27 protein-coding genes are annotated in these 19699 nt (G+C 63.1%); 4 read left to right on the top strand and 23 right to left on the bottom strand.

Annotated elements, in window-relative coordinates:
* Positions 1-3 precede the first annotated feature (3 nt).
* The 7 genes from HNQ59_RS10855 to HNQ59_RS10825 are packed head-to-tail and all read right to left on the bottom strand — an operon-like array spanning position 4 to position 6491.
* Complete coding sequence (locus HNQ59_RS10855) at positions 4-1311, bottom strand: S49 family peptidase (protein WP_184038964.1); 1308 nt, start codon at positions 1309-1311, stop codon at positions 4-6.
* A gap of 1 nt (position 1312) precedes the next feature.
* Positions 1313-2857 carry a phage portal protein gene (locus HNQ59_RS10850; RefSeq protein ID WP_184038962.1) on the bottom strand — a complete coding sequence of 515 codons (1545 nt, stop codon included), beginning with the start codon at positions 2855-2857 and terminating at the stop codon, positions 1313-1315.
* Between the two features lie 2 nt (positions 2858-2859).
* Positions 2860-3081, bottom strand: coding sequence for a phage head-tail joining protein (locus tag HNQ59_RS10845; RefSeq protein WP_009521720.1), 222 nt, complete (start codon positions 3079-3081; stop codon positions 2860-2862).
* Positions 3081-3473, bottom strand: a complete 393-nt coding sequence (locus HNQ59_RS10840) for a hypothetical protein (protein ID WP_184038960.1) — start codon at positions 3471-3473, stop codon at positions 3081-3083. Before HNQ59_RS10840 ends, HNQ59_RS10845 begins: the two co-directional genes overlap by 1 nt.
* The gene (locus HNQ59_RS10835) at positions 3473-3964 is read right to left on the bottom strand and encodes a hypothetical protein (protein WP_012080616.1); all 492 of its coding nucleotides are present in this window, start codon (positions 3962-3964) and stop codon (positions 3473-3475) included. Before HNQ59_RS10835 ends, HNQ59_RS10840 begins: the two co-directional genes overlap by 1 nt.
* Before the next feature lie 17 nt (positions 3965-3981).
* On the bottom strand, positions 3982-5943 hold the full coding sequence (locus HNQ59_RS10830) for a phage terminase large subunit family protein (RefSeq protein ID WP_184038957.1): 1962 nt from the start codon (positions 5941-5943) through the stop codon (positions 3982-3984).
* Entirely contained in the window at positions 5943-6491 is a 549-nt protein-coding gene (locus tag HNQ59_RS10825; RefSeq protein ID WP_184038955.1) for an elements of external origin, read from the bottom strand. Before HNQ59_RS10825 ends, HNQ59_RS10830 begins: the two co-directional genes overlap by 1 nt.
* Before the next feature lie 117 nt (positions 6492-6608).
* Between HNQ59_RS10825 and HNQ59_RS10820 the strand changes: the two genes are divergently transcribed.
* The 4 genes from HNQ59_RS10820 (at position 6609) to HNQ59_RS10805 (ending at position 8403) form a co-directional block, all read left to right on the top strand.
* On the top strand, positions 6609-6806 hold the full coding sequence (locus HNQ59_RS10820) for a DUF6900 domain-containing protein (RefSeq protein ID WP_184038952.1): 198 nt from the start codon (positions 6609-6611) through the stop codon (positions 6804-6806).
* 94 nt (positions 6807-6900) lie between these two features.
* Positions 6901-7482, top strand: a complete 582-nt coding sequence (locus HNQ59_RS10815; protein WP_184038949.1) for a DUF3489 domain-containing protein — start codon at positions 6901-6903, stop codon at positions 7480-7482.
* 98 nt (positions 7483-7580) lie between these two features.
* Complete coding sequence (locus tag HNQ59_RS10810) at positions 7581-7940, top strand: hypothetical protein (protein ID WP_184038946.1); 360 nt, start codon at positions 7581-7583, stop codon at positions 7938-7940.
* Between the two features lie 97 nt (positions 7941-8037).
* The gene (locus HNQ59_RS10805) at positions 8038-8403 is read left to right on the top strand and encodes a hypothetical protein (RefSeq protein WP_184038943.1); all 366 of its coding nucleotides are present in this window, start codon (positions 8038-8040) and stop codon (positions 8401-8403) included.
* Here HNQ59_RS10805 and HNQ59_RS10800 read toward each other — a convergent pair.
* The 16 genes from HNQ59_RS10800 to HNQ59_RS10725 all read right to left on the bottom strand — a co-directional run bounded on the left by HNQ59_RS10800 (position 8367) and on the right by HNQ59_RS10725 (position 19604).
* The gene (locus HNQ59_RS10800; protein ID WP_184038940.1) at positions 8367-9635 is read right to left on the bottom strand and encodes a site-specific DNA-methyltransferase; all 1269 of its coding nucleotides are present in this window, start codon (positions 9633-9635) and stop codon (positions 8367-8369) included. The two genes, HNQ59_RS10805 and HNQ59_RS10800, sit on opposite strands and share 37 nt — an antisense overlap.
* Entirely contained in the window at positions 9632-11065 is a 1434-nt protein-coding gene (locus HNQ59_RS10795; protein WP_184038937.1) for a site-specific DNA-methyltransferase, read from the bottom strand. The genes HNQ59_RS10800 and HNQ59_RS10795 overlap by 4 nt, the downstream gene beginning before the upstream one ends.
* 336 nt (positions 11066-11401) lie before the next feature.
* Entirely contained in the window at positions 11402-11788 is a 387-nt protein-coding gene (locus HNQ59_RS10790; protein ID WP_184038935.1) for a DUF6362 family protein, read from the bottom strand.
* Complete coding sequence (locus HNQ59_RS10785; protein ID WP_184038932.1) at positions 11781-11984, bottom strand: hypothetical protein; 204 nt, start codon at positions 11982-11984, stop codon at positions 11781-11783. Before HNQ59_RS10785 ends, HNQ59_RS10790 begins: the two co-directional genes overlap by 8 nt.
* Before the next feature lies 1 nt (position 11985).
* Complete coding sequence (locus HNQ59_RS10780; protein WP_020200559.1) at positions 11986-12450, bottom strand: crossover junction endodeoxyribonuclease RuvC; 465 nt, start codon at positions 12448-12450, stop codon at positions 11986-11988.
* A complete protein-coding gene (locus HNQ59_RS10775) occupies positions 12425-12601 on the bottom strand; it encodes a hypothetical protein (RefSeq protein WP_184038929.1) in 177 nt (58 codons plus the stop codon). The genes HNQ59_RS10780 and HNQ59_RS10775 overlap by 26 nt, the downstream gene beginning before the upstream one ends.
* Positions 12576-14867: a phage/plasmid primase, P4 family gene (locus HNQ59_RS10770; RefSeq protein ID WP_184038926.1), complete on the bottom strand. Its 2292-nt coding sequence runs from the start codon at positions 14865-14867 to the stop codon at positions 12576-12578. The genes HNQ59_RS10775 and HNQ59_RS10770 overlap by 26 nt, the downstream gene beginning before the upstream one ends.
* Positions 14860-15087 carry a helix-turn-helix domain-containing protein gene (locus tag HNQ59_RS10765; RefSeq protein ID WP_024958067.1) on the bottom strand — a complete coding sequence of 76 codons (228 nt, stop codon included), beginning with the start codon at positions 15085-15087 and terminating at the stop codon, positions 14860-14862. The genes HNQ59_RS10770 and HNQ59_RS10765 overlap by 8 nt, the downstream gene beginning before the upstream one ends.
* The gene (locus tag HNQ59_RS10760; protein WP_184038923.1) at positions 15084-15821 is read right to left on the bottom strand and encodes a hypothetical protein; all 738 of its coding nucleotides are present in this window, start codon (positions 15819-15821) and stop codon (positions 15084-15086) included. Before HNQ59_RS10760 ends, HNQ59_RS10765 begins: the two co-directional genes overlap by 4 nt.
* Positions 15818-16306 carry a DUF6511 domain-containing protein gene (locus tag HNQ59_RS10755; protein ID WP_184038920.1) on the bottom strand — a complete coding sequence of 163 codons (489 nt, stop codon included), beginning with the start codon at positions 16304-16306 and terminating at the stop codon, positions 15818-15820. Before HNQ59_RS10755 ends, HNQ59_RS10760 begins: the two co-directional genes overlap by 4 nt.
* A gap of 9 nt (positions 16307-16315) precedes the next feature.
* Positions 16316-16945: a hypothetical protein gene (locus HNQ59_RS10750; protein ID WP_184038918.1), complete on the bottom strand. Its 630-nt coding sequence runs from the start codon at positions 16943-16945 to the stop codon at positions 16316-16318.
* A gap of 5 nt (positions 16946-16950) precedes the next feature.
* A complete protein-coding gene (locus HNQ59_RS10745; protein WP_184038915.1) occupies positions 16951-17805 on the bottom strand; it encodes an ATP-binding protein in 855 nt (284 codons plus the stop codon).
* The gene (locus HNQ59_RS10740; protein WP_184038912.1) at positions 17805-18563 is read right to left on the bottom strand and encodes a BRO-N domain-containing protein; all 759 of its coding nucleotides are present in this window, start codon (positions 18561-18563) and stop codon (positions 17805-17807) included. The genes HNQ59_RS10745 and HNQ59_RS10740 overlap by 1 nt, the downstream gene beginning before the upstream one ends.
* 2 nt (positions 18564-18565) lie before the next feature.
* Positions 18566-18847: a hypothetical protein gene (locus HNQ59_RS10735; RefSeq protein ID WP_184038909.1), complete on the bottom strand. Its 282-nt coding sequence runs from the start codon at positions 18845-18847 to the stop codon at positions 18566-18568.
* Positions 18848-18852: 5 nt separating this feature from the next.
* Positions 18853-19329, bottom strand: a complete 477-nt coding sequence (locus HNQ59_RS10730) for a hypothetical protein (RefSeq protein WP_184038907.1) — start codon at positions 19327-19329, stop codon at positions 18853-18855.
* 11 nt (positions 19330-19340) lie between these two features.
* The gene (locus HNQ59_RS10725; RefSeq protein WP_184038904.1) at positions 19341-19604 is read right to left on the bottom strand and encodes a helix-turn-helix transcriptional regulator; all 264 of its coding nucleotides are present in this window, start codon (positions 19602-19604) and stop codon (positions 19341-19343) included.
* Positions 19605-19699 lie beyond the last annotated feature (95 nt).

Here is a 19699-nt window from a genome sequence, read left to right as displayed (position 1 = left end):
GGCTTACTCCTTGGCGGTGAGTTTTTTGACGGCAGCGACCACCGGACTGTTTTCCGGGCGCTGACTGGTTCCTGCATCGGCGGTGATGCGCGAGGCGATTTCGGGTTGGTCGGCACGGGCATCCAGCAAGGCGCGGCGCACCTGCGCTTCCGAGAAGCCTGCTGCGAGGAATTCCGCCGTGCGTTGGGACTGGCCCGCGATCAGGCACATCTCTGCAATGGCCTGTGCTTGGCTGCGCCCGCTGGCAAAGGACTGCGCCAGTGCTGCTTGGGCAGCAGGCGTCGGTTGCGGATCGCTGTCGGTCTGCGGCTGGTCGCCCTGCGGGTCGGCGTCGGTCGGATCGTTTGGGTTGTCGTGGTCGTTCTTGGGGTCGGTCATGGTGTTCTCCAGGGTGAAAGGTTTGCTTCGGGGCGGGCTTGAGATGGGCTGCGTGGACAGGCTTCGCGGCGAGGCGCGAGCCACGCCGGGCTGCGCCAGCCGCTGCTTGGCCGCCAACGCGTCGGTGAACTCGGTCATCACCTGTTCAAGCGGCATCACGGCGTCGGCGAGGCCCACTGCCACCGCCTGCTCGCCGTAAAACAGACCCGCCTCGGTGGCGCGCACGGCGTCCGGGTCGAGGCCGCGCATCTGCCCGACCTGATTCACGAAGATGTCGTAGAGGCGATCCACTTCGGTCTGCAACGCCGTGGTGGCCTGCGGGGTGAGTGGCTCGTGCGGGGAGAAGTCGTTCTTGTGGCTGCCCGCGAAGACGGCGGTGTAGTTCAGGCCGTCCTTGGCATCCTTCACCGACTGGTCGACGTGCAGCGCGATCACGCCAATCGAACCGACACCGGCGGTCTGCGACAGCGTCAGGCGCTGGCAGGCCGCCGCGATGGCAAAGGCTGCCGAGTACGCGGCATCGTTGGCGTGCGCCCAGATCGGCTTGATGGTGCTGGCGGCGCGGACGCGCTCAGCCAGCTCGAACACGCCCGAGGCCTCACCGCCGGGCGAATCCAGATCGAGCAGGACGCCCGCCACCTGCGGGTCGGCCAATGCGGCGTCCAGGCGAGCTTCGATCTCGCCGTAGGACATCAGGCCAGAGGCCGCTTCGATACCCATCGAACGCCTGACCAGCGTGCCGACCACCGGGATGACGGCAATGCCCGCCTGACCCGAAGTGGTGCTCTGGCGCGGCGTGGGCAGCGGCATGGCCATGTCCAGATCGGGCAACCCGATGCGGGAGCCCAGCACTGAGAGGATCACATCGAGTTTGGGACGCGCAATGAGGAGCGGCGTCCCGTAGAGGCGGGACGCCAGATGAATGAGTTGCATGTCAGTTTTCCTGTGGGTCTTGCGGCACGGCCACCGTGGCGGCCGCATTCATGGGAGCGCCCAATGTCGAGGGTTGGGGAGCCTTGTCATGGCGCGGGTCGGAGTCGAAGACCAGACCAAGCGCATCGGCACGCTGGTTGTCGGCGGCGATCTCGCGGTCGATGTCCTCGGCGTCGTAGCCAAAGGCCGAGATGGCTTCCGAGCGAGACAGCAACCCGGCGCGAATGGCGGTCAGCATGGCGTCGAACTCTTTCTTGGGATCGACCCACTGCCAGCCCTGCGGAATCCACTTGGCCGCGAAGTAGTCGCGCTTCTTCTCGGTGAACTGCGGCAGCGCCAGCGCGCCTTCAAGCAGTGCCTGCTCCATCCAGGTACGCCAGATCGGGCGGCACATCTGGTGGACGATCACGCCGTGCTGGATGGCCTCACAGCGGCGGCGAAACTCCAGCAGCCCGGCCCGGATCGACGAGTAGTTCACTTGCGTCAGGTCGCCGGTCAGCATCTCGTAGGTGATGCCCATCGCCGCTGCCACCGCCCGGAACTGCATTCGCAGGAATTCGGCGTAGCTCGCGCCAACGTCGGCAGGCTGACTGAACTTCACGTCCTCGCCGGGCTCCAGGATCTGCATCGTGCCCGGCTCCAGCCCAGCCAAGGCTGCGCCACTGGCATCCGGCAGTCCTTCACCCATCAGGTTGTCCTCGGGTGACATGCGCGTGATGAAGCCCGCAAACATCGCGGCGGTTTTCTTGCGCACGAGCTCGGCGTCGTCGTACTGGTCGAGTTCGTTGAGTTTGACCAGCGCGCGCGCCAGCCACGGCTCGCCCCGGATCTGTCCGGGCCGCAAGGGACGAAACAGGTGGATGATTTCGCTGGCTGGAACACGCACAGTGTCGAGACCGCCCACCACGCCACCAGTGCCCGACATCGGGGCCAGTGAGCCATCACCCGGGTGCGAGCGATACAGGTGGTAAGCCACCCGCCTTCCGAGCTTGTCGAACTCGATGCCTGCGCGGATCACGTTTCCCGAGGGCAATTCCTGATTCAACGTGGCTGGCAGATGTTCGGGTTCAAGCAGCTGCAGTTGCAGGCCCACCGGTAGGCCATCCTCCGGGCGGCGATAGCGCAGCCGCACCAGGCATTCCCCGCCTTCGAGCATGGCGCGACAGGCCAAGGCCTGCAGGCCGTAGAAATCGGTCAGTCCAGCAGCATCGGCCTCCTCGCACCAGTCCCACCACAGGCTGTGGATGGCTTCGCGCAGGGGCTGATCTGCCAGCATGCTCTGCGGCTTGATGCCGGTGCCAATGGCGTTCGAGACAAAAGCTTCGACGCCTGCCGCTGCCCAGGCATTGCGGCGTACCAGATCGCGGCTCTTGGCGCGCAATTCGTTCTGGGTGAACGCGAGCGCTGCGACGGCACCTGGATTGCCGACCTGCCACGCCAACGCGCGGCGACCGCCACCGATGCCGTCATAGAACGGCGTACCGCCAAGCAGTCTCATGCCGACGCCTTTTCGTAACCGATCACGCATTCGGTCAAACCATTGCATGTTCAGAACCCTTTGCCGGTGGTGACCCGGATCTGGCGTGGCGCACCGGGCCACAGCCCGGTATCCACAGCCTGCTCGAAGAGGTCGCGCTTGACCGCCGCAATGGCGGCCTGGAGTTCATCGACGCTGCGGTACTCGACAGTCTTGTCGCCAAAGGTCACGCGCTTTTCGCCCTTGACCAGCGCCGCTTCCAACGCGTCGAGGTGTGCTTGTGTGTAGGCCATCAGCGAAACACCGTGAGGTTGATTTCAGAGGAGTCGTCGAACGATGCGGCCGTGGTGGCGCAACTGATGTCGACGTACTGAGCGGTCTTCTGGTCGGTGCTGGATCGCACAATCGCAATGCGCTGCGTGCCGCTGTTGGTGCTGCTGCGGGCGAGCGCCGTCCAGCAGTAGTTGGAATCCGGCATGGCAGTGGCGAAGGTCACGCGGTAGCGACCCGCCGCCGTCCTGGTCACGCTGGCCACGTTGTGCGACGAACGCACGACGATTTGGTTGCCGACGTAGCCGAAGCACACCCACGCCCGGGCCAGGCCGGGGTGGGTGGCGTCGATCTTGGTCTTGACCTCGAGCCCGACACGACTGGCCAGCGCACTGATGCGCGATGCGAGGCTCATCAGACCAAAGCACCCACAAAGACCGCGACGAAGTCGGTGTCGGTATTGCCGACATCACTGGCCGCGACGGCACCGATGTTGCTGCGTGCCTGAAGTTGCTCGGCCACGGTCAGCGACTGCGCCGCATCGAAGCGCACACGGTTGTTGACGGCGGCCAGCAGGGCATCCAGGCCACTGGTGCCGTTCTGCAGCAGTTGCTGGATTTCCACCAGCGTGTCGTAGGCGGCATCGGCACCGCCCAAGATTTCGGTCTTGAGCGCATCGAGCAGCGAGACGATCTTGTTGGACGAGTACGTGGTCGTGGCCGCGACGTGCGCATCGTCGATCACCGCCGACGACACCACGGCAGCCTTCAGTTCGTTGATGGCTGCGACCAGATTCGATTTGTCGGTGGTGGTGAGGTTGGCCAGGTTGCCAGCCTTGGCGCGGACGTCGTTGAACTCCTGCGCGACGCGGATGACCAGGCTTTCGATACGGGTAGCAAGACTCATGTTTTCTCCTTGAGGTGTCAGGACAGCCAGCGGCTTTTGATCACGCGCCGACCGGTGTTACGGTTGCCAGAAACAGTGAGGCCACCGCGTTGGGTGGCCTCGTTGATCGATTCAGTTGTTGTTTCAGGGGATGGCGGACTGGCCAGCCCCAGTTGTCGCTCCAGTTCCCGCCAGTGGCGTTCCTCGAAGCGATCCAGACCCGCCGCCGATGCGGCCGCGCGGGCGTAGACGTAGCAGTCGAGCGCTTCATTGCGCTCGCGCATCTTTTGCCACTCACGCACCGGGAAGCCGTTGCGGTCGCGGCGGGTGATCAGTTGTTCCGCGCAGAGTTGCTGAATGAACTCGGCGTCGATCTTGGGCAGATGGACGAATCCGGCCGGGAACACCGTGGTCAATCCGTCCTCGCCAACATCTGCGCTCTTGCGCAGGTTGTTGTAGAACTCCAGCTTGGCGATGCTGACTGCCACCGTGTACACCTTGATGCCACGGCGCAGCTTCTTGCCACCCTGAGAGACATCGATGGCGGTCGGCGTGCCGATCAAGGCTGCACCGCGCGGAACTCCTTTGACCGGCATCACACGCGGATCGCGGCAGGCCCGCACGAAGGCATAGGCCTCCTGCGTGGCAAACCCGGTATCCAGTGCGAAGCGGGCCAGCGGCATCGATGCGCCCGAGGCGTGTGTCCAGCTCTCGGCCAGCATTTCAGCAAGGCGTTTCCACACCGTGTCGCGGGCGGTGTCACCCATCAGCACACGGTGCTCGACCAGCCAGGACTCCTTCCCGCGCCCGAAGGCCCAAACCGACGCCTCGATGCGATCCTTCTGTACGTCGGCCGCGCCCACCAGCAGCAGACCGCCTTGCGGCACGCTACCGACGCGGTAGTCCTCTCGGCGCTCGACCAACCGTTGCCAGTCCGGCGCTTCGCCTTCCTCGACCCAGGTTTCACCCAGCTCGGTGTTCTTGAAGGTCTTGATGGCTGCTGCTGATCCTGATTCCTTGCTGACGGCGGCTTCCCAGGCAGCGGCGATCTCCCGCCAACTGCGCCAACCCACCGGGCTGTATAGCGACGACAGGTGGAAACCTGACGTCTTACCCGCGCCATCGGTGATCATCGCGCGCCACTCGCCGTGCTCCAGCATCCACGTCTTGTGGTGCTCGGCAATCGCGGCGTCACATGACTCGCAGATGTAGGCAGCGGTCTCCGGTTGCCCTTTGTCCCAACGCAGCTGCTCGAAACGCAGCCACTGCCGGTGCGAGCAATGCGGACACGGCACAAAGTAGCGGCGTTGGTCACTGGCCTCGTACTCGCGCTCGATAGCAGACGCCCCTGAGATCGTCGGCGTCGAGACGATGAAGATCTTGCGCCGCGCGAAGGTGCGTGTACGCGCCTCGGCCAGCGAGATCGCATCCCCTTCACCCTCGACGTCCAACGGATAGCCGTCGACCTCGTCGAGGAACAGATACCGCACCGGCATCGAGCGCAGCCCGACCGCGCTGTTGGCACCGGTCATCACCAGCACGCCACCCCGGAACTCCTTGGCCAGGATGGTGTTGCCGGAATCCCGGCTACGCGCCGGTGCAATCAGTTCAGCCAGTGCGGACGACTCCTCGATCAGCGGATCGATCCGCTGCTTGGAGTTGCGCTTGGCCATCTCCACTGTCGGCCACACCGCCATCATTGGCCCAGGTGCGTGATGGATCACATAGCCGATCCAGTTCGATCCCATCTCGGTCGCGCCAAGCTGCGCAGCTTTCATGAACACCACACGCTCGACCGGCGAGGTCGGCGACAGGCAATCCATGATTGCTTTCAGGTACGGCGTGCGGCTGGTACGCCAGCGCCCGGGCTCGGCAGACGCCTTGCTTGAGAGCATCCGGTGGCGATCCGACCATTCGGACACGGTGAGCAGCGGGTCGGGAGTCAGTCCTTCGCGCCACGCGCGTTCGATCTCGGCAGCGCCTTCGTAGTCCATGTCCATCAATCCACCCTTGGGCGCATCTCGCCCAGTTCCTGCAGGTACTCACGCACAGCTGCCTCCAGGGCGATGTGCATCGTGTGGGGATCGACGCCGAGCTTGGCTGCCATCTGTGCTGAGATGCGTGCGGGCCAGTTGAGCCAGGCATCGCGTTCGGAGCGCGCCAACTTGAAAACGTGGGCGATGGCCTGTGGCCGATCTACCAGTTCGCCTTTGAGACGGGCTAGGCGCACTTTGTTGGTTTGCGCCTTGACCACTTCGTTGACCGTGCGCGCCTGCAGCAAGGACGTGCCGCCTGCTGCGGATGTAGCCAATGAGGCGGCAGGCCCGTCACCCGTGGTAGCGCTAGATTCCGGCACGGCAACCTTGACCGCGCGGGTGGCCGTGCCATTGCGCGGTGCATCGGAATTGCGCGCCCACTCCCGGTCGACGCGCTCGGCATCAATCGTTCCGTCTGCCTCCGGCGTGATCCGTCCCGCAGCGATGGCCTTGCGCACAGCCGCATCGGACACCCCTCGGTGGCGTGCGTAGGCACGAATCGAAATACCCATATTTCCCCTTCGGGGCACCTTCAATCATTTATTCGTCATTCCTGCGGATTGAGCTTGGCTTCCATCTGGAACAGCGCGTTCATACGTTCGTCATCAACACCATGAAAGGACACGGACATGAGCAACCTCGAACAACTCCTGACCCAGATCGCGCAAAACAAGCTGGGCATCGAAACCCTGGAAACCCGCCGCTCGGACAGCCTCGATTTCCACGACGTGGCTGTCTGGTGTTTGCGCGATGCGCTCGAAGCGGCCTTCAACGCGGGCATCGAACAGGGCCGCAATGCCACGCAGTCGGACAAGGCCAACACCTGATTGAGAACCCCGTAAGCCAAGTAGAAAACGCTTGGCTTCACTTGGGAACAGCGCGTTCATCACATCACCGTCCACCACATCGCAGGAGCAAGACATGACCACCACACAACTGACCCCGGCACAGCACACGATCCTGGCCCACGCTGTTGAGCACACCAGTGGCAAGATCGACTGGTTCCCTGACAACATCAAAGGCGGCGCGCGCAAGAAAGTGCTCGACGGCTTGTTTAACCGTGCACTGATCACCACCGACGGCTCCGACTGGTTTGTCGCGGCTGAGGGCTACGACGTCCTGGGCATGCAGCGCCCCGGATTGAAAAAGAAGGCTATCGGTCAGTTCGAGGCCCATCTCGACCAGATCATCGCCAACGCTGAAGGCGCGCCAGCCGCCACGAGCGATCCCGAACTGGAAGCCGCCGTCACCGCCGCCGAATCAACGTGGATACAAGAGCCGACGCAGGCCAAGCCGCGCACCCGCGACAACAGCAAGCAGGCCGAAGTGATCCGGATGCTGCAACGCCCCGACGGAGCAACCATCGGCCAGATCTGCGCCGCCACCGGCTGGCAGGCACACACGGTGCGCGGCACCTTCGCCGGAGCCTTCAAGAGAAAGCTCGGCCTGACCATCGTCTCGGACAAGCCGCAGGGTGGCGAGCGGGTCTACCGCATCGCCTGAAAAAATGGAGAGAGGAGCCATGAATAGCTTGGCTTCTCTCTCCACCAGCGCGTTCATACAGGTGTCGTGATTGACGACGCCACACCAGGAGAACCGCCATGAGCACCATGACCATCACCATCGAACGCACCCAACGTACCCTGCAGTTTGGAGGCCAGAGCCTCCAGGTCGAAGAATTGAGCGTCCACCTGCCGTTTGCACGCAAACCTGCCGACCTCGGCGAACTGGGCGGTCGCGACCAGCACAAGGTCTACGTCACCGAGACCAAGGAACTGACCCCTGCCGAATTCGACGCCTTTGGGCGCAGCCTGCTGGTGTCACGCGACTGGCTGCGTGGCAAGGGTGGGGGCACTGGCGACGGCTACCTCTGCGTCGAGGTCACTGCTCCCGGACGACCCTATCTCTACGTCAATCCCGAGGGCGGTGATTACGCCCGCTACGTAGCCCGTCTCGGGTAATCGAAATTGTTCGAGAAAGAAGCCATGTACAACTTGGCTTCTCAATCGAACAGCGCGTTACTACAGGTGTCGCAACGATCAACCCGGAGAAAACACCATGACCACCAACCAGGTCCCCGCCACCCAGAACGAAGCCTGGGGCTTTTGGGGCACGATGAACGAGCACGCGGAAGCCGCATGGCCCCTGACTATGAACGCCATCTCGGACGCCACCTGCCAACCGCTTGAATCGGTGCGGATCTTCCTCGACAGTCGCCACGGACGCCATTTTGCCGACGACGTCCAGAACGGCTTGTACCAAGGGCAAACTTTGCAGGCTGCGATCAACGCCGCCACCCAACGTTGGATGGGCTGGACGATTGGCCGCCAGACCAGCAGGCAGTACGGCATCCCGCGCGGCCTGCCTTACCTGACGGGCTTTGTGATTCACTTCGAAATCATCGAAGAGTCGCTCGCCGCCTGATCAAGCGCCGCGCCATCCGCCTCGCGGGCGGCCTGCTTGCCGGTGAAGTCCTCCCACCGGCGCACGATCACATCCACGTACTTTGGGTCGAGTTCGATCAGCCGCGCGACGCGGCCTGACTTCTCTGCGGCGATCAAGGTCGTGCCCGAGCCACCAAACGGGTCGAGCACCACGTTGCCGGGTCGGCTCGAATTGCGGATCGCCCGCTCGACCAGTTCCACTGGCTTCATCGTCGGGTGCAGGTCGTTCTTCTGCGGCTTCTTGATGTTCCAGACGTCGCCCTGGTCACGGTCCCCGCACCAGTGGCGCTGTGCCCCCTCAGGCCATCCATACAGGATTGGCTCGTACTGACGCTGGTAATCGGCGCGCCCCAGGGTGAAGGTGTTCTTGGCCCAGATGATGAACGTCGACCACTTGCCCCCGGCGGCACGGAAGGCGGCCTGCAGCACATCCAGTTCGCTGGAGGACATCGCCACGTAGATCCCGCCCCGGCAATGGGCCACGGTTGGCGTCAGCGCCGCCAGCAGGAAGTCGTAGAAACCATCGCCCAAGTTGTCGTTGAGGATCGCGCGATCCTTGCCGCGCATCTTGTCCTTGGCGCTGTTGGCGTAGTTCACGTTGTACGGTGGGTCGGTGAACACCATGCCCGCCACGTCACCTTGCATCAGTCGGGCATAGCTCCCTGCCACAGTCGAGTCGCCGCACAGCAGTCGGTGCTGGCCCATGATCCAGACATCGCCCGGGCGCGAGATGGGTGTCTCGCCAACCTCCGGTACCGCGTCCTCATCGGTCTGGCCCTCATTGTCCGGCTCGTCGCCCGCGATCAGTTCGGCCAGCGCGTCGGCGTCGAAGCCGGTGATGTCCAGATCGAACCCTTCCAGCTGCAATGCCTCCAGCTCGATCCGCAACATTGCGTCATCCCAGCCAGCGTTCTCCGCGATGCGGTTGTCTGCGATGACCAAGGCGCGGCGCTGGGTCGGGCTCAGGTGATCAAGGACGACCACGGGCACGATCTCAAGCCCAAGTTTCTGCGCAGCGGCCAGGCGCCCATGCCCAGCGACGATGATGCCGTCACTGCCTGCAAGGATCGGATTGGTGAAGCCAAACTCGGCAATCGATGCGGCGATCTGCGCCACCTGATCATCCGAGTGCGTCCGCGCATTGCGGGCATAGGGCAGCAGTTTGGCTGTCGGCCACTGCTCGATCTTGTCTGCCAACCAGGACGCGCTCATTGTTCTACCTCCGTGGTCGCCAGCCGTTCTGTGGCCACGTCGTCGAAGGACTGGCCCGATTTGATTCCACAGCCTGCGATGAGCGTGACCGGCACGCCGGGGTGGTTTTGCTGAAAACGCTTGATGGCCACGTCCACGTACTCCGGCGCAATTTCCACACTGCGGCAGATACGACCAGTGCGTTGCGCGGCCAGCATCGTCGTGCCACTGCCGCCGAAGGGCTCGAACACGACGTCACCCGAATCGGTGTAAGCCTCGATGGCAAACTCAGGCAATGCGACCGGGAACACGGCCGGGTGATCAATGTCCTGCCCGATCTTGCCCTTGTGGCGCATCACGCGAATCACCGAATCGGGGATGCGGGTGTCCTGCGTCGGCTGACCCTTGTGCGTCCAGCCGCCGACCTCGCCATCCTTACTGCGCATCGCCGTGGACGACCCGTCAGCGCGCAGGTGCGATTCCTGGCCTGCGTGCTTGCATGGAACAATCTTGTTGGGTTTGCGGGTGCTGCGATTGAAATGGAAAACAAACTCGAAGCTGGGAGCCAATCGGCCCTGCCAGTCGCCGGGCATGCCTGGCCCCTGATCCCAGACGTACCACGCGAAGCGCCGCCACCCTTGCTGACGCATCCAGGACAGCCAGCCGTCCCAATAGGGTATGACTTCGTTGTCGCGGTGGATCAACCCAAGGTTGACCAGCACCTGACCGTCGCCCGCCATCGGCAAATGCGCGAACACACCGCGCATCAGTGCGTCCCAATCGGCGATGCCGCCGGAGGTGTAGTCGCGTTGATTGCCATAAGGCGGCGAGGTGAAGCACAGCTGCGCGGTGTCACCCTGCATCAGCGTGGCGACAACGGCCGGGTCGGCGGCGTCGCCACAGATCAATCGGTGCGAGCCGATGGCCCAGACATCACCTTCGCGCGACACTGCGACCACTGGCGCAGCAGGCACATCGTCTGCTGCATCAGGTTCGTTGGCGTCTGCTTCATCCTGCACCACCGGTTCTGCTTCAGCGGACGTGGCATCAGCCAGCAGCGCATCGATCTCGATGTTCTCGAAGCCGGTCAGCGACAGCTCGTAACCTGCTTCGGAAAGCTCCGCCAGTTCGAGCGCCAACATCTCCTCATCCCAGCCAGCGTCAAGCGCCAGTCGGTTGTCGGCGATGACCAGCGCACGTTTCTGCGCGGTGCTGAGGTGAGCCAGTTCGATCACCGGCACTTGATCCAACCCGAGCTTGCGAGCAGCAGCCAGACGACCGTGGCCCGCGATGATGCCGTTGTCGCCATCAACCAGAACCGGGTTTGTCCAGCCGTATTCGACGATGCTGGCGGCGATCTTGGCGATCTGCGCATCGGAATGCGTGCGCGGATTGCGGGCGTAGGGAATCAGCGCCTCGACCTTGCGGTACTCGACGTTGAGCGTGTTCAAAGATGATGTCCTAAAAATAGAAAACCCGCCGACGAAGCCGTGGGCGGGTTTTGGGGTTAGTGCGAACTGGCAAGGTGCGAACTGCGAACCGTGCGAACCGTGCGAACCTTGGTTCGCACCCTGACGCTAAAAAAGCGCCGCGCTCGCGCCCCCCGCATTGGTTTTTGGCCAGGAAGGACCCGTAGATTTCTGGGCTGCTTCCTCTGCCGTCACCTCTGTCCAGACGATAGATGAATACTACGCAAGATCAGGTCGTTTTGTTGCAAGGGTAAAAACCGCTGATTGCCGCGTGATTACGCACATCCCCGACCATACGCGCCAAATCACGCCAAAACCCTACGCGACCAACACACCATTGAGTTGATCTGCGACCGTCTGCAATGCCCGCTGCCAATGCCGCCATGCCGTCGTGCGGTCGCAGGCAAAACGGATCGTGATGTCCCGCCAGCCATAGCGCTTCGCGCGCATCCATACGAGATGACGTTGCTCAACTGTGAGCCACTGCACCCAGCGCATGACTTCCAGCATTCGTTCAATCGCGTCTGGACTCGGCGGAAAGGATCGGTAAACCCTCTCGTCAGCAGCAAAGGTCTCCCACTCGTTTCGGACAATGGCAGGCCAGCAGTTGAAGTAACCCTGCACTCGAACAGGAGGCAACCGTCGACTGGTGCTTGCCGCCTCTTCAAACCGAGCAGCAACGTCCTCGATAGTCCACTTAGTCATTGCGTTGCCCTCCGTAGAGCCGGTCACCGATGCGTCGCACGATCTCGCGCTCGATGAAGTCCAGACGTTCGTCGGATGCGTTGACCACCAGGATGTGTTGATCACGCCAGCCACGTTCCTTGATCGCATCCAGATCCGTGGCCTGAGGCTGCAGACGACCAAGGGGGCAGCGGTATTGGAGTGTCGGCACCTTCATGTCACACCTCCTGTGTCTCGACAGCCCAGTGCAGCAAGGCCAGGGCGTCGGCTTCGTTGTCGTCGACTGGGGTGTGACCACGCAGGCGGACAGACGCGATCATGTCGTCCTTGCCCGCATTGCCCTTGCCGGTCGCGTGCTTTTTGATCGTGCCGACCGGAACGCCTTGGTACGGAATGTTGTGATGCTCACACCATGCGGTCAGGTGTCCCATGAAGCCACCGTAGGCGTGCGCCGCATCAACGCCAGCGTGCCGTCGAACCTCCTCGAAGAACACCGCGTTGATGTGGTTGCTGGCCGAGAGCAATTCGTTGAGCCAGCGCTTGAAACGGAGGAAACGCATGCCGCCCCCTTCAAATCGCTGCGGCTTGAAGTGCTCCGTGCCGCTGGTGATCGTGCCGTCCAGGTGCTGCAAAGCCCACCCGGTGTGTGTGCCCAGATCAAGGGCCAAGATTGTCGTGTTCATCGTCGTGCTCCAGTTCGGGGGCGAGTGACGGATGCGACGGGTTCTTTGGAAAACAGCCTTTACGTGCGCGCACGCGTAGCGCGTCAATCAGGAAACCCGTCAAATCCGTCACTCGCCCGGATTGCTCAGTCATCTCGGTAGGGGTAGCCATGGCTATACGGCTTGGGCCTGAGGGCGATGCCCGTGATCCCACGTGCGCCCCCGGTCAGCCGACACTTCTCGAACTTGCGGGCCGCCATCAGTTCGGAGAAGCGCTTGACCGAGCCCACGTACTCACCCGCGCGCTCCGCCCATTCACGCCAGTCGGCGAACAATTCGGAAACGCCTTCACGGTGGGTCTTGGCCAGCAGGCAACGCTCCTCGATCCACTGCCCGAGCGCGTCCTCGGCCTCGAAATACTCCTCAGTCGCCGACACCACAGTGGCGGGTGGCTTCAGTCCTTGGCGTTGCCAAAGGCTGCAGCCCTCGACCGCCCACGCCAGAATGCCGTCCCGTTCCTTGAGCAGCTTTTCCGTCAGCCTGCCGTCACGCCGTTCGGGCGGGATCGTCACCGTGAACGGGATCAGGTGCAGTCGCCGCTTCATCGCCTCATCCACGTTGCGGATCGAGGGCTTGTGGTTGCCTGCGATCACCAACTTGAACTGCGGCACGTACTCGAAGAAGTCCTGGCGCATGAAGCGTGCGGAAACCTTGTCGCCACCGGTGATGGCCTTAACCTTGGATTCGTTCCAACGCCGACCCTGTTCGGTTTCGATGGATGACACAAAGCGTGCGCCGCGCAGGCCCGCCAGATCGGTCGGATGCCGGTCGGTGCGCGCCTCCATGAACGTGTCCATCGGCGCGTTGGCCGCGTAGTCGCCCAAGATGGTGGTCAGGACGTTGACGAACACCGACTTGCCGTTCGCGCCGGTCCCGTACAGGAAGAACAGCGCATGCTCGCTGGTCACGCCCGTCAGACAGTAGCCAACCATCAGTTGCAGGTAGGCCATCAGTTCAGCGTCGCCGCCAGTGACGTCGGCCAGGAATGCGCGCCACGTCGGACTGTCGCCCTGCGGTGTGGCCGTGGTCACCTTGGTCATCCGATCATCGCGCCGGTGCGGTCGCATGCGGCCCGTGCGCAGATCAACCACACCGCCTGGTGTGTTGAGCGCCCAGACGTCGGCATCCCACTCCTCGGCGGTGGACGCGTGCTTGGGATCGGAGCGTGCGATTTTCTCGACGGACGAGATCGTGGCGGAGCTGGCCAGCTTGCCTGTGAGCCGAGGGCTGTCCGCCTTGAGTGACGCCATCCGGCAGATACCGCGCGCCAGATGAGACACATAGAGCACCTGATCCGGATTCCAGCGCACGCCGGTCCAGACCAGCCATTTGCCCCAAAGCGCGCAGTAGCGCCAGTCCTCGCCATAGCGGCGGGTGAAAGCGCTGGACAAGCCATCCTCGGTCGTCCAATCGATGCCCGTCAGCAAGTCTGGCGAAGGTGCTTCCTCTACCGAGCGCATCACCGGCATCCGCTCGCCGACGGCAAGGAAGCCCCCCACATCGAAGCCATCCGGAATGGCGTCAGCCGCATCCCAGCCTTCCGGCTTGTCATCGGGTGGCACCAGGATGGCGACCGTGGTCGCACCCGCGTTCAGGATTGCTTGCGATGCACGGTCAGCGTAATCCCAGCCCGGCGCGTCCCGGTCAGGCCAGATCAGCACGGATTTGCCCGCCAGCGGCGACCAGTCGGTCTTATCGACGGGAGCATTTGCGCCATGCATGGCCGTGGTTGCCACCACGCCGATGGCGATCAGGGCCTGCGCACACTTCTCGCCCTCGACCAGCACAACGTGACCAGCGGCAGCCAGCCCCGGCTGGTTGTACAGCGGGCGCGGATCGGGCGGAGTCATCTTGCGCCGCTTGGCATCCCACGGCCGGAATTCCTTCTTGCGCCCGGGTGGGTCGTAGCGGTACACGACCGCAATCAGTTTGCCGGTGGCATCGAAGTAGTCCCACTTGGCCGTGGCCGGGCCGAGATCATCAACCGGAGCTTCCTTCTTGACGCGGCGAACCGGCACTGATCGCGAACGACCGAGCAGATCAGCAGCCTCGTCGAGCACCCGGGGAAAGTCGGTGTGGACGTTAGCCCCGAGGTAGGCGGCGATCAAAGCAAAGATGTCACCGCCATCACCCGTGGCACGATCCGTCCAGAGACCTGCCTTGTCGCCTTCGAGTACCACCTCGAGGCTGTCGCCCGGGCTGCCCAGGATGTCCCCGATCAAAAACTTGCCACGACGCTTCTTTCCCGCCGGGAACATCGTGGTCAGGACTGATTCCATGCGTGCGATCAGTTCAGTGCGAATCTCGTCCCGCTCGCTGTCATTGATGTTTCGCCGACCCGTTTCTCCCGGTGGTGATGTGTCATTGAAATCAAGCATCGGCACCACCCTCGTGTGACGTCTGCTGCGCAGCGATCCAGGCTTCCAGCTCGTTGGGTTTGAAGCGAACCAGTTTGCCGACGCGGTAATGCGGAATGCGACGCTCCTGTCGCTCCTTGGCTTGTGAGAGCCAATACGACGGCAGGTTGAACATCAGTGCAGCCTGGCGCACGTCGATCAGCTGCTCGCCCAGTACGTGATTCAAATTCGAGGTATTCATGCTTGTGTCCTCCAGCAGCGGTCTTGCCACGCGCACATCCGGCATTCGAAATGGGTTGGGTCATTGAAGGCGCGCGGCAGGAGGTCGCCCGCCTCGGTGGCCGTAATGACCTTCACCGCCCGATTCGACATGCGTTGGGCCAGGGCTGCGTCAAAGGGCACGGCCTCCGTGTAGATCTCCATCGTGTCGGCGTTGAGTGCCGTGAAGATCGCCGGGTGCTCGTGCAATTCGAGATAGGCTTGGTAGATCGCCACTTGCGCGGCGTAGACCGGCTTGGCCACGGCAAGGCGGTTCTTCTCCAACTCGCGCCAGGACTTGTTGCCCAGACACTTGTTTTCCCAGAGCGCGGGATAGGCAAAGCCATCCGGTCCGCCGACGATGACGCCATCGATGTGACCCTGCAGGCGTCCGTCAGCCGCCGAGAAACCGAACTGCTCGCCGTCGGCCTTGCGGGTGCGCAAGTCAAAGCCCGCATCCCGCAGCCACGCGACCATGCAGTCCTCCATGACATGGCCACGCTCGAAGATGCGCAGCATCCGGCCCGGGACATCACGCCCGTGGTCGATGGGCGCCTTGGCATACTCGAACTGCAGCGCACGCTCGCAGGCCACGCCGAGACGCGATGCCCCGAGGTACTGGCGTTCGGACTGGCGGGCACGAGCCTGCTGCATCCCGGCGTCGACCAAGACGGTGACCTGACCGGAGATGCTTGATGTGGAGTTGAAGTCGATCATGGCTTCCTCCCCTTCGGCTCTTCCCAGGGGAGGTCGTCCTCCAGATCCGCGAACGGGTTGGCCAGAGGGTCGGGCGCAGGCGTCATGCCACGCACCGGCGGGTACTTGCTTGCCTCGTGGTGCGCGACCATTGCCTCGGTGTAGCAAGTGACGATGGCGTCGATCACTTGCAGCGCCTCGGCTTCGGAGTAATCGCCCAGCGGCTTGGTGAACCCGATCTCGCCCGCTGCCTCGCCGAAGGCCTTGAGGCACTTCTTCATCGCGGCCAGCTCGATATCAGACGGATCGATCATGACGACCTCCTTGCTGTCGACGCGACCTTCCTTGACCCGCAGCCAGTTGCCGTACAACGCGTGAAACGCGTTTTGGCAGCGCTGCGAGCAGAACACCCAATCGATGGGATAGCGCCGGGGATTGCCGACACCGTGACGGTTGTCGGTGTGGCCGAATCCCCGGGCCTGTCGTTTGCAGACCCAGCATTTCATCGGCCTCCCTCACTGGGCCCAAGACGGCTTACCCGTCACGGGTGCGCGCTGCGGAGCCGGTGCCTGATACGCAGGCGCAGCGGCCTGCGCCGGAGCGCCGGAATTTGCACTGCCCGAAGCCTTGGACGGCACGCCCATCAGCTTTGCGTAGTCGGGGTGATCGGGCTCGACCGCGATCTTGACCACGTTGCGGTCTTGACCCTTGCTGTCTTTTTCGATGTCCACTCGGGCCAGAAATTCCAAGCCATCCAGTTCATGAAAGCCCTGGATGCGACGCGCAGCGGTGGCCTGCGGACTGTTGTCCTGCGGGTGAACGTTGCGGGCGCTGTTAAGCGCAGCGCGGATGAAGCTGCGCCCCATCTGGCCCCAGGTCGGGCCCTTCTTGGAGTGCAGGCCGATGTTCGACCACATCTTGCGCTTGGCGTGATCACCAGCCGTGACCACGAATTCGGCGGCGAGATAGATGGAGCCGGTCTCGAAAGACTCGGTGGCGTAGCCGCCGCCCCAGCCTTGCTCCGGGTCGTCATGGCCACCGGGCTTGATGGTCATGCGCACTGGCACGACCGCACCCTTGGGGATCAGGTCAAAGCCCGACTGTTGGGGATCGGCATCTTGGAAATCAAAATAGTTGGACGACATGGCGATTACTCCTTGGATTCGGTGGTGTTTTCTGTAGTGGGGATGCCGCTGCTGACGGGCGCTGGCGACTGGCCAGCACACTTGGCGATCAGCGCGCCCAGATGCGGTGGCTCCAGCAAGTCGAGGCGACCGCTTCGGTCTTTGGCTGGGAAGCCGTAGGGATTGACGGTGTGCGTGACGAAGGCGCGGTAGGCACTGCCGTCGTCGGCCTTGATCTCGGCCAGCGTCACGACCTCATCGACGATGCCGGGCAGTTCCAGACTGGTCTTGCTGCCTTCGATCTGCGGGACGAACACCTTGCGGTTGTAGTCATCAAGGCGTTCGTCGAGGATGGCCACGAACACCACGTTTTTGCCGCGTGCGTGCTGGAGGTGGGTCAATGCGCTGACCATTTCCTGGCCGAGCAACCCATAGGCTGCGCGCAGATCTGGCTTGCCGGAGCGGTCACTGGTGGCACCTGGCTGCGTCTTGCACCACGCAAAGCACTGACGGGACAGTTGCGTGATCGAATCGAGGAAAAAGGTCTGGTATCGGTCCAGCTGCGCCGGGTCGCCGAATTTCTCGATGACGTGGTCGTAGTGCGCCTGCGAGAACGCGCTCTCCGGCGGCAGCGACTTGTCCGGGCCTGCGAGGAACACGAAAAAGTCGCGGCTCTCGGGCCACGATGCCGGGCGGATGGTGTCGCCCGGCCAGTCGGCCACAGCGAGATCGCCCGCCTCGATGTCGAGGAACAAGGTGGTGGCAGGGTCGAGGTCTTTGAGCCGGGTGGTCTTGCCGATGCCGGATTTGCCCAGCATCAGTAACTTCACACCCTTGCGCTCGGCCAAGCGCTGCTGCGCGGAAATGATCGGGAGGGACATCACGCCACCTCCTTCAGTTGTTCCGCGACCGCCGGATTCCAGAGGATCTGGTAGCCGCTGTGACCGTTACGCGAGTACGGCATGGCTTCGGCCCATGCTTCACCGGCCTCGGTCAGCTCCCACTCGTCCCGGTCGTTGCGGAACTGAAGGCCGCCAGATGCCAGCAACTGATTGGTGGCCTTGGCTGAGCGACTCAACAATTTGCCGAGCTGGGTGGCGTTGAGCGAGCAGATCGGCTCATTGGCGGCAGGCAAAGCGCGGCGCAGCACTTCCGTGGTCAGGCCGGTGTTTTCCTGAATGCAGGTCAACGTTGCAGCCATCGCAATGCCGGTCTTGACGCCCGGCACCTTGGCGACCGCTTCGCCGATCAGCAGGATGGCGGTGACCCGGTCGTGGGTGGGCGCGGGCAAGGCGGCCATCGTGGAGGTAGCCGAATATGCGCCTGTCTTGCGGATCGCAGGCAGCACTTCGTTGGTGACCCAGCGCTTGAAACGCTTGGCGGCATCCTTGGTGCTACCGAGGATCAGGGCGTAAAGCCCCGACTCGTTGACGTGGTTTTGGCGTTGACGGCCACCCGCCGTAAGGGTCTCCAATTTCTGGAGATCCTCGGCATCGACGTGGGACTTGATCGCCTGAGACGGATTGCCCATCTCCAGCGCGTCGCAGACATCGGTGGCGTTGAACCACGGCTGCCCGAGTTCATCGACCTGGACGCGCACGGCGTGCGCTTCGAACTGGAAGGGAATGATCGCGCTCATGATCAGACCTCCCACGACACGTCGGCGATACGATCGGCTCCACGCGCGGCACGCTTGCGCACCTCGGTGTGGAGCTCTTCCAGCGCGGTGCGACGGCGACCGAGCGCCAGCGATTCCGTATTGGCCGTCTGGATAGCGAAGGCCAGCTCGTCCACCGTGGCGGCATCGAGGGGGACAACGACGTCCTGGCCGTCGGCGCGGCGATACCGGATTTCGTCGGGAAGGTGTTCGCCGTAGATGGACGGCAGTTGCTTACGCAGTGAAGCGATGAGATTGGTGCTCATAGTGATTACTCCGAATCGATGGAAAGGGTGAAAGACGGCTTGCCGGAATCCACAGTGCGAGCGGCGGCGAACTGCTGTTGCAAGGCAGGCGGCCAGTTCGTGAAACGGGATTCGGAGACGGACAACTTGATGTCGAGGTACCCCTCGACCTTCTCGCCTGAGGTGACGATGCGTTCGGCGATTTCGGCCAGTTGCTTCTGATCCCAGCTGACCTTCTTGGGCAACTCGAACTTCAGATGCAGCGGGCCATCGCTGATGTGTGCGGTGCCGAAGTCACGGCCGGATTCGCGCAGCGCGGTGCGTGCCTGCTCGCCGTAGCATTGATCCAGTGCCGCGTCGAACTTGGTGCGCGCCTTCTTGAGCCAATCGATTGCCGCGTCGAGGTTTTTGTCGATCTCGTGTTTCTGCGCGGGCGGCAATGCGGCTAGCTGGCTGACGGACATCTCTGCAATGTCGGCGGGGAAGATGGTGATGTCGTTCATCGCATCTCTCCTCAAACCGCCGCGCGTTCGGATGTCGAGTCGTGCAGCGCTTCGCGCTCAAACTCGAGGATCGCGTCGACCGGGTAGCCGACACGCTTGGACAGCTTCAGGTAGCGTGGACCGCGACCCTCACTGCGCCAGCGCTGCAAAGTCTTGGGGCTAACGCCCCAGCGTTGCGCGAGCTCGTTCTCGTTGAGCACGCGGCGATCACCGGGTGACATGGTGTTGATCGCCTGCTGTGGCGACCGGGGGATACTGCTGACTGGTGTCTGCATGGAATGCTCCTGTGACGTTGTTGAGTAACAGGTGTCATTCCAAACTTCGGGTGGCGAACCTTTAAGGGACGCAATGGCGAACCACGGCGAAACTC

The sequence above is a fragment of the Chitinivorax tropicus genome (assembly GCF_014202905.1).
GTDB classification, from domain to species: domain Bacteria; phylum Pseudomonadota; class Gammaproteobacteria; order Burkholderiales; family SCOH01; genus Chitinivorax; species Chitinivorax tropicus.
The sequence above is the reverse complement of the archived record's forward strand: the minus strand, read 5'-3'. Positions and strand labels throughout refer to the sequence as shown.